Origin of the sequence: Roseomonas acroporae, assembly GCF_023223525.1 — a bacterium.
Lineage (GTDB): Bacteria > Pseudomonadota > Alphaproteobacteria > Acetobacterales > Acetobacteraceae > Roseomonas_E > Roseomonas_E acroporae.
The window spans coordinates 146,943-161,561 of record NZ_JALPRX010000029.1 but is presented as its reverse complement, the minus strand read 5'-3'; the positions used below and the strand labels follow the sequence as shown (position 1 = coordinate 161,561).

10 protein-coding genes and 1 pseudogene are annotated in these 14,619 nt (G+C 74.4%); 6 read left to right on the top strand and 5 right to left on the bottom strand.

What is annotated here, in order from left to right:
- Window positions 1-15: 15 nt before the first annotated feature.
- The 6 genes from tssM (at window position 16) to M0638_RS29235 (ending at window position 10,087) form a co-directional block, all read left to right on the top strand.
- A complete protein-coding gene (tssM, locus tag M0638_RS08275) occupies window positions 16-3,609 on the top strand; it encodes a type VI secretion system membrane subunit TssM (RefSeq protein ID WP_248666496.1) in 3,594 nt (1,197 codons plus the stop codon).
- Window positions 3,591-4,592 carry a protein kinase domain-containing protein gene (locus M0638_RS08270; RefSeq protein ID WP_248666495.1) on the top strand — a complete coding sequence of 334 codons (1,002 nt, stop codon included), beginning with the start codon at window positions 3,591-3,593 and terminating at the stop codon, window positions 4,590-4,592. The genes tssM and M0638_RS08270 overlap by 19 nt, the downstream gene beginning before the upstream one ends.
- Window positions 4,589-6,229, top strand: a complete 1,641-nt coding sequence (tssA, locus tag M0638_RS08265) for a type VI secretion system protein TssA (RefSeq protein ID WP_248666494.1) — start codon at window positions 4,589-4,591, stop codon at window positions 6,227-6,229. The genes M0638_RS08270 and tssA overlap by 4 nt, the downstream gene beginning before the upstream one ends.
- A gap of 44 nt (window positions 6,230-6,273) precedes the next feature.
- Window positions 6,274-6,786: a type VI secretion system contractile sheath small subunit gene (tssB, locus tag M0638_RS08260; RefSeq protein ID WP_248666493.1), complete on the top strand. Its 513-nt coding sequence runs from the start codon at window positions 6,274-6,276 to the stop codon at window positions 6,784-6,786.
- A complete protein-coding gene (tssC, locus tag M0638_RS08255) occupies window positions 6,783-8,276 on the top strand; it encodes a type VI secretion system contractile sheath large subunit (RefSeq protein WP_248666492.1) in 1,494 nt (497 codons plus the stop codon). The genes tssB and tssC overlap by 4 nt, the downstream gene beginning before the upstream one ends.
- A 65-nt stretch (window positions 8,277-8,341) precedes the next feature.
- Window positions 8,342-10,087: a sigma 54-interacting transcriptional regulator gene (locus M0638_RS29235; protein ID WP_248666491.1), complete on the top strand. Its 1,746-nt coding sequence runs from the start codon at window positions 8,342-8,344 to the stop codon at window positions 10,085-10,087.
- 58 nt (window positions 10,088-10,145) lie between these two features.
- Here M0638_RS29235 and M0638_RS29230 read toward each other — a convergent pair.
- The 5 genes and pseudogenes from M0638_RS29230 to M0638_RS08225 all read right to left on the bottom strand — a co-directional run.
- A pseudogene (locus M0638_RS29230) lies at window positions 10,146-10,448 on the bottom strand (lytic transglycosylase domain-containing protein); the annotation flags it as partial.
- A 425-nt stretch (window positions 10,449-10,873) separates the two neighbouring features.
- Window positions 10,874-12,040 (bottom strand): hypothetical protein, encoded by a 1,167-nt coding sequence (locus tag M0638_RS08240; protein ID WP_248666490.1) that lies wholly within the window; start codon window positions 12,038-12,040, stop codon window positions 10,874-10,876.
- 16 nt (window positions 12,041-12,056) lie between these two features.
- On the bottom strand, window positions 12,057-12,446 hold the full coding sequence (locus M0638_RS08235) for a DUF4280 domain-containing protein (RefSeq protein ID WP_248666489.1): 390 nt from the start codon (window positions 12,444-12,446) through the stop codon (window positions 12,057-12,059).
- Between the two features lie 60 nt (window positions 12,447-12,506).
- On the bottom strand, window positions 12,507-13,742 hold the full coding sequence (locus tag M0638_RS08230; protein WP_248666488.1) for a DUF2169 family type VI secretion system accessory protein: 1,236 nt from the start codon (window positions 13,740-13,742) through the stop codon (window positions 12,507-12,509).
- 99 nt (window positions 13,743-13,841) lie between these two features.
- On the bottom strand, window positions 13,842-14,354 hold the full coding sequence (locus M0638_RS08225; protein WP_248666487.1) for an Hcp family type VI secretion system effector: 513 nt from the start codon (window positions 14,352-14,354) through the stop codon (window positions 13,842-13,844).
- Window positions 14,355-14,619 lie beyond the last annotated feature (265 nt).

Genomic DNA, 14,619 nt, shown 5'->3' with positions numbered 1-14,619 from the left:
GAGGAGGTGGGCGCCATGCGACCCGTGCTGACGCTGCGCCACCTCGCCATCGCCATCGGCCTGGTGGCGCTCTGCGCGCTGATCTGGCTGGGCGGCCCGTCGCTGCGCCTCGACGGCGCGGCGCCCTTCGCGCCCGCGCCGGTGCGCCTCGGCCTGATCGCCGCCCTGCTCGGCGCGGTGCTCCTCGCCTGGTGGTGGCGACGCCGGCGCCGTCGGCTGCTGCTGGCGCGGTTGCAGCAGCAGCAGCCGGCGCCGGTCGGCGCGCCGGTCGCCATCCCCCTGCCGGACGAGACGGCCCTCAACATCGCCGCGGCGGTGGACTGGACCCGTGCCCGGGAAGGCCGGCGCGACCGCACCGGGGACCGGGCCTACGCGCTGCCCTGGGTGCTGCTGCTGGGCATGCCGGGCAGCGGCCGCTCCACCCTGGTCGCGGCCTCGGGCCTCGAGGTGTCGCCCCCGGTCACCGCGGCGGGCGGCCCGATCTGGTGGCTCGCCGAGGAGGCGGTGCTGATCGAGACGCCGGGCGGGCTGCTCACCGGCACCGTCGACGACCTCGTCTGGCGCCAGCTCCTCTCCGCCCTCGCCGCGGCGCGGCCGCGGCGGCCGCTCGACGCGGTGCTGCTGGCGGTGCCGGCGGAATCCCTGCTCGCCGCCGAGGAAGCCCTGCCGCTCGCCGTCGCGGCGCGCATCCGCCTGCAGGAGGCGATGCGCGCGCTGGGCGTCAGCCTGCCCGTGCACGTCGTGGTCACGCGCTGCGACCGCGTGCCCGGCTTCGTGGCCGTGCTGGGGCAGGAACCCGGCCCGTCCGAGGCTTCCGGCATCCCGTCCGCGCTGTCTCCCGGCTTCTCCCTCGGCCCCGCGCCGGGCGTGCCGCCGGGCGTGCCGCTGGGAGCGCCGCTGGGTGCCTCGGCGGAGCCCGGCCGGGACGCGCCCGGCTCGCTGCGCGAGGGGCTGGAGCGGCTGGTGGCGGCCATCGGCCACCGCCTGCCGCACGTCCTCGCCGCCGAGCGCCAGCCCACGCGCCGCGCCGAGCAGTCCGAGCTGCCGGCCCAGCTCGCGCGGCTGACGGAGGCGTCGCTGCGCATGGCGCAGGAGCTGCTCCGCGCCGGCATCGCCGACCGGCGCATGGAGCTGCGCGGCGTGTTCCTGACCGCCGCCGGCGGCGACGCCACGACGGTGGCCGACGCCTGGGCCACGGGCTTCGCGCGGCGCTTCGTCCTGGAGCCGCTGCCGCTGCCGCCGGCCCAGGCGGCGCGCAGCTTCGTGCCGGAACTGATGCGTGGCCTCCTGCTGGCCGAGGCCGGCGCGGGCGGACGCAACCGCCGGGCGGAGCGGCGGACCGCCCTGGTGCATCTCGGCGGCTACGGCGCCGGCCTCGCGGGGCTCGCCGCCGTCGCCCTGATCTGGCTGACCGCCTACGAGTCCGACATGGGGCGCATGCGCCGGCTCGACCTGGATGCGCGCCAGGTCGCGGCGCTGGCGCCCCCGCCCGGCGCGGCGCCGACGCTCGACGGGGCGATGCCGCTGCTGCTGGTGGCGCGCCAGGCCGCCGATGCCGACAGCCGGCTCACCCTCGGCGAGCGCTGGATCGGCATCAGCCTGCCACGCTCGGATTCCGTGGACGCCGCCGCCGACGCCGCCTACGCGCGCGCCCTGACCGGACGCTTCCTGCCGGCGCTGCGCGAGCGCCTGGCGCGGCAGATGCGGATCACCACCGACCTCAACCAGCTGCGCGACCTGCTGCGCCTCTATCTCGTCTCCGCCAGCCCCGACCACTGGGACGCGACGCTGTTCGGCAACTGGGCCGACCTCTCGCTGCAGCAGGCCTTCCCCTTCTCGCCCGACCTGCTGGCGCAGGGGCGGGCGCACCTCGCCAGCCTGCTGCCGCTGATGCCCGTGCCGGGCGGGCTCGACGACGGGGCGATCGCCGATGCGCGGGCGCGGCTGCGCACCCGCTCCGACCCGCAGCTCATGTATGCGCGGCTGCGCGCCGAGGCGGGGCGCAGCGCCGACGCGCCGCCGCTCGACGTGGTCAGCAGCCTCGGCATCGCCGGGGCGCAATTGCTGATGCTGCGCCAGCAGGCCGGGCTGCCGGTGATCGTGCCCGGCTTCTACACGCGGGCGGGCTTCTACAACGTGTTCCTGCGGCGCCTGTCGGCCGTGGTGCATGGCGAGGGCGAGGATTCCTTCGTCATGGGCACGCAGGCGCAGGGGCCGACCAGCGCCGACGAGGCCCAGCAGGTCGCCAACCTCTACGTGCGCGACTACGTGCGGCAGTGGCGCGCGGTGCTGGACCAGACCGCGCTGCGCGCCCTGCCCGACCTGCCGAGCCTCGTCGCCGGCTTCCAGACCCTCTCGGGGCCGGAATCGCCGCTGCTCGCCTTCATCGAGCTGGTCCGCAGCAACACCGACCTCGGCCTGCCCGGCAGCGATGCCGAGGGGCTCATCGCGCGCGCGGCCGGGGCGATGGCCGGCCCCGCCGCGGGCGCGGCGGTGCAGGGCGTGGCCCAGGGGGTGGCCCAGGGGGTGGCAGGCGACGCGATGCAGGCGGCGCTGCCGGCGGGCCTGCGCGAATGGCCCGGCATCGCGATCCGCCTGCCTTTCCTCCCGGTCATCGGGCTCGCCGCGAACGCGGGCGGCGCCACGGGCGGCACCGCGGGTTCGCCGACGCTGCGCGTGCAGGGGGCGCTGGTGACCGGCTACGGCTTCGTCTCGGGCATCGCGGCCGCCCCGAACCCGAACGCGGCGGCGCACCAGGCGGCGGCGACCACGATCAGCGGCCAGGGGCCGGATGCGCTGGTGGCGCTGCGCACCCAGGCGCCGACCCTGCCGAGGCCGCTCGACGGCATCTTCCGCGAGCTCTACGCCAATTCCTGGAACGTGCTGCTGCAGATGGCGCTGGAGCGCGTCGTCGCCACCTGGAACACCGACGTGGCGCCGGGCTGCGCCCAGGCCATCTCCCGCCGCTATCCCTTCGCGCAGGGCGACGGCAGCAGCTCCGACCGCGACGTGCTGCCGCGCGACTTCGGCGCCTTCTTCGGCCCCGGCGGCACGCTCGACAAGTGGCTGACCACCTACCTGCAACCCTTCCTGCAGACCGGCCCGGACGGGCAGCTCGCGCTCGCCAGCCGCGGCTCGCTGCGCCTCGAGATCGCGCGCGACGGGCTGGCGCAGATCAACCGCGCCCGCGCCTTCCGCGACCTGTTCTTCGACGCCTCCGGCAACCTCTCGGTGCGCATGACGGTGCTGCCGCGCTACCTCGACCCGCGGGCGCTCGGCGCGGTGCTGCTGCTCGACCAGACCCGCGCCGGCTACCGCCACGGCCCGCCGCAGCCGACCGAGTTCCGCTGGCCCGGCAACGACGACAGCGCCGCCTCGCTCCAGCTCAACCTGACCAACGGCACCTCGCCGCAGATCGCCGCCTCCGGCCCCTGGGCCCTGTTCCGGCTGCTCGACATGGCGGTCGACCGCGCCGCCGATGCCGGCGGGCTGGTGCTGGGCTTCAGGCTGAACGATGTCGGCGTGCGCTACCAGATACGCGCCTCCAGCGTCACCAACCCGCTCGTCAACCGCGACTGGACGAACTTCCGATGCGTGCCGCGGCTCTGACCCCGCCCGTCCCGGCCCCGCCCACCCTGGCGGCCCCGACGGAGCCGCCGACGGCCGCGCTGGACCCGGCGGCCGATGGCACGCCCGGGGACGTTGCGGCCAGGAAGGGCGCGGCCAGGAGAGGCGCGGCCGGGGAGGCGGCAACCGGGGAGGAGGCGGCCGGCGCCGGCCGGGAATGGGCGGCCGGCGATTCGCTGCCGGGCGGCCTGGTGCTGGAGCGCCGGCTCGGCCACGGCGCCACGGCCGAGGTCTGGGCGGCGCGCTCGCCGGAGGGTCCGGTGGCGGTGAAGGCGCTGCTGCCGGCCCTGGCGGGACGTCCCGGCATGGTGGCGGCACTGGCGCGCGAGGGGCGCAAGGGGCGGCAATTCGCCCATCCCGGTCTGGTGCGGGTGCTCGGCGGCGGCGCGCATGCGGGCCGCGCCTTCCTCGTGATGGAATGCCTGCACGGCCGCACCCTGGCCGAGGCGGCGCCCGACGGCCTCTCGCGCCGCGCGGTGGCGCGGCTGCTGCGCCGGCCGGCCGCGGCGCTGGCGCGGCTGCACGCGGCGGGGCTGGTGCATGGCGACGTGAAGCCCGGCAACCTGTTCCTGGAGGAAGGCGGCGGCGTGCGCCTGCTCGATCTCGGCGCGGCGCGGATGGCGGCGGACAGCGCGCTGGACGCCTCCGCCTGGGTGCCGCCACGCGGCCTGCCGCTGGCGACGCCGCGCTGGTCGGCGCCCGAACGGCTGCACGGCCTGCCGCCCGACCCGCGCGACGACGTGTACTCCCTCGCCCTGGTGGCCGCGGCGCTGCTGGCCGGCCCGCCGCCCGAGGCGCTGCGGCGCGCGCTGGGGCCGCGCGCGGAACGGCCGCGCTGCCCGGTCTCGCTGGTGCGCGCCCTGCTGCCCTTCGGGCTGCGCGGCCTGGCGCGGCCCGTGGCATGGCACGGGGCATGGCCCGAGGCACGGCCCGAGGCACGGCATGGTGAGCGGGGGGCGGGATGACGCGGCCCGACGATCCGCGCATCGCCGCCGCCACCGGCCCGCTGCCTGCCGGGGCGCCGGCTGCATCCGAATTCCGCTACGCGCCGGAATTCGAGGCGGTGCAGGAGCAGATACGCCGGGGCGAGAAGGACGGGCCCGGCGCGGTGGACTGGCCGCTGGTCGCGCGCCAGTCGGTCGAGCTGCTGGGAAGCCGCAGCAAGGACCTGCTGCTGGCCGCCTGGTTCGCCGTGGCGGCGGGGCAGACGGAAGGGCTGAAGGGCCTCGCCGCCGGGCTCGCCGTGCTGGAGGACCTCGTCTCGCTGCGCTGGGACGAGCTGTTCCCGCCGAAGGCGCGCGAGCGGGCGCGGGTGCAGGTGCTGGAATGGCTGGCGGCCCGCGCCGCCCGGCTGGTGCCGGAGACGGCGCCGGCGGACCAGGGGGCGGCGGCGCTGGCCGCCTTCGAGTCGGCGGCGGCGCTGGACGAGGCGCTGCGCGGGAAGCTGGAGAAGGAGCGCGCCAGCCTCGACGACCTGCTGCGCGCGCTGCGCCCGCTGGCCGATGCGGAACGGCGAGCCGGGGAGGAGCGGCGCAGGGAGGCGGAGCGTGCCGCGGCGGCGCCCCCGCCCGCCGCCGCGCCGGCTCCGCCCGCGCCGGCGCCGACACCGGCACCCGCGCCGACACCGCCGCCCGCGCCGCCGGCGAAGCCGGCTGTCGTGCCGCCCGCCATCGCGGTCCCCGCCGGCGGCAGCGCGGACCAGGTGTTCAACGCGGTGCGCGAGGGGGTGCGGACCGCCGCCATCGCGGTGGTGGAGGCCGACCCGACGGAATTCCGTGCCTTCGCCACGCTGCGGGCCGTCACCTGGCTCGCCATCACCGAGCCGCCGCCGGCGACCGGTGGCCGCACCGCCCTGATGCCGCCGCCCGAGACGCGGCTCAGCGAGTTCGCCGCCATGCGCAACGCCGGCAGCCTGCCGGAGCTGATCGTGGCGCTGGAGCGCTATCTCTCGGGCTCCGGCCAGTTCTGGCTGGACGGGCAGCGCCTGGTGCACCAGGCGCTGCTGGAGCTGGGCCCGCGCCACGCCGCCTCGGCGCGCGCGGTGGCGCAAGGGGTCGGGCTGCTGCTGCTGCGCCTGCCGAGCCTGCCCGACCTCGCCTTCCAGGACGGCATGCCCTTCGCCGATCCGGCCACCCGCGCCTGGATCGAGCGCGAGGCGACGCTGGGCGGCGGCGAGGCGGCGGTGGCGGGCGGGGAGGCGGCACCCTGGGCCGAGGGGCTGGCGGCGGCGCGTGCCCTGGTCGGCGAGGGCAAGGCCGAACAGGGACTTGCCGCCCTGGCGGCCGGTGCCGCCGGGGCGCCTTCCGGCCGCGCGCGCTTCCGCTGGAATTTAGCAATTGCGCGGTTTTGCCTGGAAAACGATCATGTCCCGGTCGCCCTGCCCATCCTCCGGGTCGCGGCGTCGCGCGCCTCTGCGCTGGAGGAGTGGGAACCCGACATCGCGGCCGAGGCGGCGCTGCTGCTGCACCGCTGCCTTTCCGCCCCTGCCAGATCGCTCGGACTGACCGAGGAGGCCCGCGCCACGGAAGCGGCGCAGGCGCTCACCACCCTCGCACGGCTCGATCCCGTCAACGCGGTGCGCGCCTCCCGCGCGGCCGGCTGAACCACCCGTCATCACCCAACGGTCATCCCAAGGAGAAACAACCCATGGCGAGTGAAGCGTCGGTCGCCCCGAAGGAGCGGGTGAACATCCGCTACAAGCCCGCGACGGGCGATGCGCGGGAGGATGTCGAGCTGCCGCACAAGCTGCTGATGCTGGCGGACTTCACCGGCCGCGCGGACGACACGCCGCTGGCCGAGCGGCGGCGGATCGACGTCAACAAGGACAATTTCTCCGACGTCCTCCGCAACCAGAACCTCGCCCTCGACCTGAAGGTGAAGGACCGGCTGTCGGACGAGCCGGACGCGGGCGAGATGGCGGTGAGCCTGCGCATCACCTCGCTCAAGGACTTCGAGCCGGAGCAGGTGGCGCGGCAGGTGCCGGCGATGCAGCAGCTGCTGGAGCTGCGGCAGGCGCTGATGGCGCTGAAGGGCCCGGTCGGCAACATGCCGGCCTTCCGCAAGGCGATCGAGCGCATCCTGGCCGACGAGGCCCTGCGCCAGAAGGTCACCGCCGAGATCAGTGCCGCGGGCGAGGCCGCCAAGGGAGAGACGGCGTGAGCGAGACCCAATCCGGCGCGACCCCGGGCGCGGCCCCGGCCGCCACCGTCACCGAAGAGGAATCCCTGCTCGACCAGGTGCTGGCCGAGACCAGGATGAAGCCCAGGGACGAGGGCTACGACGCCGCGAAGAAAGGCGTCGCCGCCTTCCTGGCCGAGATGGTCAAGCCGGCCAATGCCGGCGAGAAGATCAACTCGGCCGCCGTCGACCGCATGATCGCGGCGATCGACCAGACGCTCTCGGCGCAGCTCAACGAGGTACTGCACGACAAGGAGTTCCAGCGCCTCGAATCCACCTGGCGGTCGCTGAAATTCGTCATCGACAAGGCCGACTTCCGCCAGAACGTGAAGATCGAGATCCTGCAGGCGCAGAAGGACGAGGTGCTGCAGGACTTCGAGGACAGCCCCGAGATCGTGCAGTCGGGCCTCTACAAGCAGGTCTACATCGACGAGTTCGGCCAGTTCGGCGGCCAGCCCTTCGCCAGCGTCATCACCGGCTACAGCTTCGGGCCGGGGGCGCAGGACATCAAGCTGATGCAGAACCTCTCGGCCGTGGGCGCCATGGCGCACGCGCCGGTGATCGGCTCGGTCAGCCCCGAATTCCTCGGCGTCGACAGGTTCGAGAGCCTGCCCAACCTCAAGGACCTCAAGGCGATCTTCGAGGGCCCGAAATACGCCAAGTGGAACAGCTTCCGCGAGAGCGAGGACAGCCGCTACATGGGCCTCGCCCTGCCGCGTTTCCTGCTCCGCCTGCCCTACGGGCAGGAGACGGTGCCGGTGAAGGCCTTCAACTTCGAGGAGAAGACCGACGCCGACACCGACAACTACCTCTGGGGCAACGCCGCCTACGCCGTCGCCACGCGCCTCAACGACAGCTTCGCCAAGTACCGCTGGGCGGCCAACATCATCGGCCCCAACAGCGGCGGCGCGGTCGAGGACCTGCCGCTGCACCACTTCGAGGCGATGGGCCAGACCGAGACCAAGATCCCGACCGAGGTGCTGATCTCCGACCGGCGCGAGTACGAGCTGGCCGAGCAGGGCTTCATCGCGCTCACCATGCGCAAGGGCAGCGACAACGCCGCCTTCTTCTCCGCCAACTCCGTGCAGAAGCCGAAGTACTTCGGCAACACGACCGAGGCCAAGCAGGCGGAGCTGAACTACAAGCTCGGCACCCAGCTTCCCTACATGTACGTGGTCAACCGCTTCGCGCACTACATCAAGGTGCTCCAGCGCGAGAACATCGGCTCCTGGAAGACCGCGACCGAGCTGCAGGGCGAGCTGAACACCTGGATCCGGCAGTACGTCTCCGACCAGGAGAACCCGAGCCCCGAGGTTCGCTCGCGCCGGCCGCTGCGCAAGGCGCAGATCGACGTCTCGGACATCGAGGGCGAGCCCGGCTGGTACCGCGTCAACATGGCGCTCCAGCCGCACTTCAAGTACATGGGCGCCGACTTCACCCTCTCGCTGGTCGGCAAGCTCGACAAGTCCTGAGCCACGCGCCGCCGGCCGCCCCCGCCAGGGCGGGCGGCCGGCTTCTCAGGGAGGACGAGGCCAGCGTGGACGCAAGCGCCGACACGGAAACCGCCGCCGCCGCGCGGCTGATGCTGCTCGTCAGCGAGATGGCGTCGGCGCGCGACCGCGGCCGCGCCATGCAGCTCTGCGTCGAGGCGGCGCGGCACGTGGCCGGCGCCGAGCACTGCCGCCTCTACGCCTTCGACGGCACCAACACGCATCTCCTCCCCGTCGCCGCCCTGCCGCCGGCGAAGGTGTCGGAGGCGCCGATCCCGCTCTACCCGGGCGGCGCGCCGGACATGGCCGATCCGCGCACCTGGTGCGCCTTCAGCGGCAGCATCGCCGTGGTGCCGGACGCGCAGCATGCCGGCACCTGGGACTGCTCGCGCATCCAGGCGCGCGACCTGCTGGAATGCGGCCGCACGCACGGGCTGCTCGCCTGCCCGCTGCGCGGCAACGACGAGACCACGGTGGGCGTGCTGGAGGTTTCCGGCCTGCACGACGCCGCGGGGCGCGAGCTGGGCGCGGAGGCGATGCGCGGCCGCGCCACGCTGCTGCACGCCTTCTCCTACCAGGCCGCCGTGATCCTCGCCAACCGGGCCCTGCTCGCGCGCAACGAGGAATTGCGGGCGCGGCTCGACCGCCTGAACCGCGACCTGCGCGAGGAGAACGAGAGGCTCCGGCGGGAACGGCTTTCGGCCGCCGCCGCGCCGGGCGGCCTGATCACCGGCAGCGCCCACATGGACGCGGTGCTCGATCTGATCGGCAAGGTGGCCGACAGCGCCGTGCCGGTGCTGATCCAGGGCGAGACCGGCACCGGCAAGGAGGTGGTGGCGCGCCTGGTCCACGCCACCAGCAACCGCCGCGCCGCGCCCTTCGTCGCCCAGAACTGCGCCGCCCTGCCGGCCGAGCTGCTGGAGAGCGAGCTGTTCGGCCACCGGCGCGGCGCCTTCACCGGCGCGCATGCCGACAAGCCCGGCCTGTTCGAGCTGGCCGATGGCGGCACGCTGTTCCTCGACGAGATCGGCGACATGCCGATCGGCCTGCAGGCCAAGCTGCTGCGCGTGCTGCAGGACGGCGAGGTGCGCGCGGTGGGCGCCACGAAGCCGCGCAAGCTCGACGTGCGCATCGTGGCGGCGACCAATGCCGAGCTGCACGGCGCCATCGCCGAGGGCCGTTTCCGCGAGGACCTCTACTATCGCCTCTCCGTCTTCCCGCTGCTGCTGCCGCCGCTGCGCGAGCGCGAGGGCGACGTGTCGCTGCTCGCCGCCAGCTTCGCCGCCGACTTCGCCCAGCGCCACGGCAAGGACGTGCGCGGCATCGCGCCGGAGGCGGAGCGCTGCCTGACGCTGCACCGCTGGCCGGGCAACGTGCGCGAGCTGCGCAACGTGATGGAGCGCGCGGTGATCCTCTGCCCCGATGGCGGCGAGATCCTGCCCGACCACCTGCCGCCCGCGCTCGCCGCGCCGCGCGCCGCCGCCGCGCCGCCGCCCGCCGGCCAGGCCGACGCGGATGCCGGCGAGCTGCGCCAGCGCATGGCGCGCACCGAGGTGCAGCAGATCCAGCGGGCGCTGCGCGAGACCGGCGGCAACGTCACCCACGCGGCGCGGGCGCTCGGACTCTCGCGCCGGACGCTGCACGAGAAGCTGGCGCGGCACGGTCTGGATCGGCACGGGCTGGAGCGGGCGGCGCCGGAACGGCCGGGGATTGAAGGGCCGGGGGGCGAAAGGTTGGGAGGCGCGGCGCGAGGGCCGGCCCATCCAGCCCGCCCAGCGCCCGGATCCGGCTGACGTAGCTCTCCGTCTCCGGGATGGGCGGCACGCAGCGGCAGGCCAGCACCGGTGCCTGCCCGGCATTGTAGGCGGCCAGCGCCAGCGCCGGGTCGCCGAACTGGCGCAGCAGCAGGGCGAGGTGGTCCATGCCGCCGCGCAGGTTCTGCTCGGGATCGAACGGATCGGCCACGCCGTGGTGGCGGGCCGTGGCGGGCATGAGCTGCATCAGCCCCTGCGCCCCGGCGCGCGAGACGGCGTCGGGCCGCCAGGCGCTCTCCACCGCGATCACCGCCTTGACCAGGAAGGGGCTGAGGCCGCGCTCCAGCGCGAGCTGCTCGACCAGCGCGGCGTAGGGCGCCGGGTTGCCGGGGGCGGTCATGTCGCCGGGGCAGCCGGGCGGGCGCAGCCGCGCGGCACTGCCGAGACGCTGGCGGGTCTGCAGGAAGCGCAGCCACTGCGCCGCCCGGGGCGGGTCGTAGCCGGGCAGGTCCGGCTCCAGCAGCGTGGCGGCGAGGTGCAGCACGGCGGGCGCGTGGCCGCCGGCGGCGGCGCGGCAGATCAGGGTGGCGGCGCGCGCCGGATCGGCCGCGACGCCGAGGCCGAGTTCGTAGCGCAGGCCGAGCTCCAGCGCGGCGTCGGGGTTCCAGGGGGCACGGGTGTCGGCGCGGGCGTCGGGGGCGGTCTGGGCGCGGGCCGGTGCGGCGAGGCAGAGCAGCAGCAGGAGCGGCAGTGCCGCGCGGCGCCGGGACGATGCCGGCCACACCCGTCGGAACCGCATGGACTGGCCCCCTTCCCCGCCCGCCTTCAGGCGCTGAGGTCGATCAGCGGCGAGGAGATCGAGGCGTCCGGCGACGTGATCATGAACATGGCCTGCCCGGTCATGCCGAGATTCGTCGCCGTGAGGTCGGTCTGCGCGGGGCCCATGGTCAGCACGCTGGCACCGGCCGTCATGATCGCCGTCGCCGGCGTCAGGACCAGGCTGACCGTCGGATCGGCCAGCAGCTTGATGCCGGTGGCATCCATCTCGATGCGCGGGAAGGCGGCGGCCTGCGCGCCCATGCCCAGCTTCAGCGCCACCGCGCCGAGCACCAGCCCCGCCGCCTGCACCGTGCTCATCACGCCGAGCGCCGCGTAGTAGGCGTCGCGCATGCTGGCGAGCTTGTCCTTCACCGGGTTGGTGTCCACCGTGGCGTAGTTGCCGGGCTCGATCGGATCGACGCTGGTGAGCTGGAGGGCGAAGCCGGCCTCGATGCCGGCGGCCGCCGTCGCGAACACCGCGAGCACGCCCTGGATGATGCCGACCAGCGTGGCGTTGCCGCCGAGCACCGTCTCGGTGACCGGGCTGATGCCGAGCAGCACCGAGGTGCTGCCGACCACCGCGTTCACCCGGCTCATCTTGACGTCGCCCACCACGGACTGGACGTCCACCTTGCCGAGATTGGCCGCCACCGACATCACCGAGGCGGCGGCGCTGACCGTGGCGCCGGTGCTGGCCACCAGCCCCGCCCCCGCCGTCATGGCCTGGCTGTTGCCGAGGGTGATGGTGGTGGTCTGGGTGGCGTTCAGCGCCTCCGTGTCGCCGGCGTTGAAGGCGCTGGCATGGCCGAGCGTGTAGGAGACGTTGCGGGCGGTCTTGTCGCCGATGCTCTGGTCCTTGTCCTCGGGGAAGGTGTAGCTGGCGCTGCGGACGAGGCCCGCCTTGTGCACCATGTTGAAGGTCTGCTCGCCGAACACCACCGTGTCCATGTGGCCGGCGTTGATCACCAGCCCGTCCGGGCTGAGCATCAGGATGCCGGCGCGGTCGGCCGCCGCCGTGCCGCTCGGCCAGAAGGCGGGCTCGCTGACGCTGGTGGTGTCCTGGGTGCCGAGGCGCAGATAGGCGCGCTTCGTGGCGCTGCCGGCGGCGTAGGGCACCTCCACCGACAGCACGGCGGCCTTGTCGTCGATGACGGGCGGCGTCGGGTCGCTCATGGCGGCCTCTCCCGGCTCAGGGAACGGAATCGGCGATGGGCTGCGCCGGCGCGACGGCCGAGACCACGCCGGCCCAGGCGCACAGCGCCCTGGCCTCGATCGAGACCAGCGGCTGGCCGTCCGACAGCGCGTTGACCACCGGCGGCTCCCACGGCATCAGCACCGGCACGCAGGGCATCGGCGTCAGCACGCCCATGGCGGCGGCGGTGGCCGCGATCACCTCCGGGTTGGCGGGGGAGCTGCACAGGCCGAAGGGCGGCACGTTCTCGATCTCGATGTCGAGGATGGTCGCGACGGGCAGGCCGTTCACCGTCGGCACGCCGGGCAGCGGCAGCGCGATCATCGCCGAGGGCGTCAGGCCGAAGCTGCATTCCAGCGGGCAGCCGGTCGTCATCAGGTAGGCCATCGCACCCTCCTCTCAGAACTCGGGCCTCTCAGAATTCGGGCCCCTCAGAATCCGGGCCTCTCAGAATCCAGGCGCGCCGAGGCGCTTCAGCTCGTCCTGCGCATGCCTGACCAGCGCGTCGAACACCAGCTGCGGGTCGGTCGCGCTCTCCACCACCGCGCGCACCTCGTCCGGCAGCGCGACCTTCTCCAGCAGCTTGCGCGCCTCGCCGAGCGCGGCGGCGATCGCCGCCTCCGTCTCGGCGGCGTTGTCCGCGGGCTGCATGGCGCGCCAGCGCGCGGCGGCGGCGGCCGTGACCGCCTCGGTCGGCGCGGGCTCCTCCGACAGCCGCTCCATCGTCGCGACCACCAGCGCCACATCCGGCAGGTGCCGCGCGCGGGCCGGCGCGTTGCCGCGCCAGAGCAGCACGAGCTGGTCCTCGTCGGGCAGCGCCACCACCGTGTCGAGCGGCATCGCGATCTCCTCGGCCTCGCCCGTCTCGCGCACCAGCGCGACGCGCGGGCGCAGGCCGGGCAGCCAGGTGGCCAGGTCCGGCACGGTCGGATGCAGGTTGACCAGGCGCAGCCCCTCGTCGCCGCGCGGGTGGTTGCCGGCGCGCTGGCCGCGCGGCGCGGTGTTGTGGAAGCTCGGGTCGTAGTCCTTCGGCGGGAACGGCGCCTCGAACAGGGCCCAGCGATGGTCGCGCGTGCCGGCGCGCGCCCGACGTTCGGCGAACTGCTCCGGCATGCCGGCGAAATTGGCGGGTTCCGGCCGGTCGGCGCGGCGCTGCACCGGCGCCGCCGGGTCCTCGATCTGCGGCAGCCGCACGATGCCGTCCGGCTCCGGTGCCAGGCCGCGCCCCCAAGGGTTGCGCGGGTCGCGCAGGCCGCCGAAAGCGAGCTCCCAGCGCAGCGGCACGCGGGCGGTCGGCACCGTCTCGCTGATGACGTCGCCGATCAGCCAGCACCGCTCGCCGAAGAACAGAAGCTCCTTGTGCATCGGCCCGAGATGGGCGGCGGCGCGGCCATGCGGGACGGGCACGCCGCCCGGCGCGTGGAAGTGGCCGTTGACGAGGAAATCCGTGTGCGGCTTGCAGGGGGCGAGGTCGCTCAGCCAGCGCGGCGTGCGGCCCAGATCGTCGAGATGCGGCTCGGTGCCGCAGAAGGGGCGTTGCGCCGCCTCGGGCAGCGGCGTGCAGGCGCCTCCCGGCACCAGCGCGAAGGTGCCCTTGAGGATGCAGACCGCCGAGATGTCCGGGCGCCGGACGTGGTCGCCTTGCACCATGAGGCGCAGGCCGGTCTCGTTGACGATCTCCATCCGGTCCTCCGCCGAGACGGGGCGGGGCCGTCCCGTCGCGGCCACGCCGGTGTCCCGCCGCCGGGATCCTGGATCCGGCGGCGGGACGGCTGACGGACGCTACGACTTCGGGGAGCGCCAGTCATCCGAGCCGGAGGTGCCGGCGACGACGTGGGTGACGTCGATCATGCGGTAGGTGAAGGCCAGCTCCTCCATGTCGCGGAAGGCGGCGTTGGCGGGGTCCAGCGGGTTCGGGGTGTGCTGCTTGTAGTGCACCAGGATCGCGTCGGTGAACTTCACCGTGTAGTACTTCTCCTGCTTGCCCGAGGTGGCGGTGCGGTAGAAGTCGGCCTCGATCTGCAGCAGCTCGCCGCTGGCCAGGGCCTGCATCAGCATGGGCGAGGCCTTGTCGACGTACTTCAGGATCTTCGCGGGCTGGTGGACGCGCTGGCCGGTGACCTGGCCGCTCTGCGGGTCGCGCGGCAGCGCCACCTCGTAGGAGACGGACTGGCAGAACAGCGTGTCCTCGTGGCCCTCCTGGTAGATGTTGCCGACGCTGTCGGCGGTGAAGGCGCCCTTGGAGATCTGGCCCTGGGTGGCGCCGCTGACGGTCACATAGCTCGGCTGGGACATGACACTGGTTCCGTTTCTTGCGATCCGGCGCGGGTTGCGTCGGCCTGACGGGGTAGCAGCAACCGCCGTGCCAGAGCCGGCCGGGCGCGAAAATTCCAGTCTGCGTCAGCAGAAGTCAGCAATCCGTCAGCTTCGGCGCCGCGTGCGCGGCATGCTGTGCGGCGGCCCGCACGGCACTGTGCGGAAGCCTGCTCACCGGGCCGCGCGGACGGCGCCGCCGCGGCGCGGCAAGGCCGCGCGCACTGCGCGGAGGCCCGCACAGTGC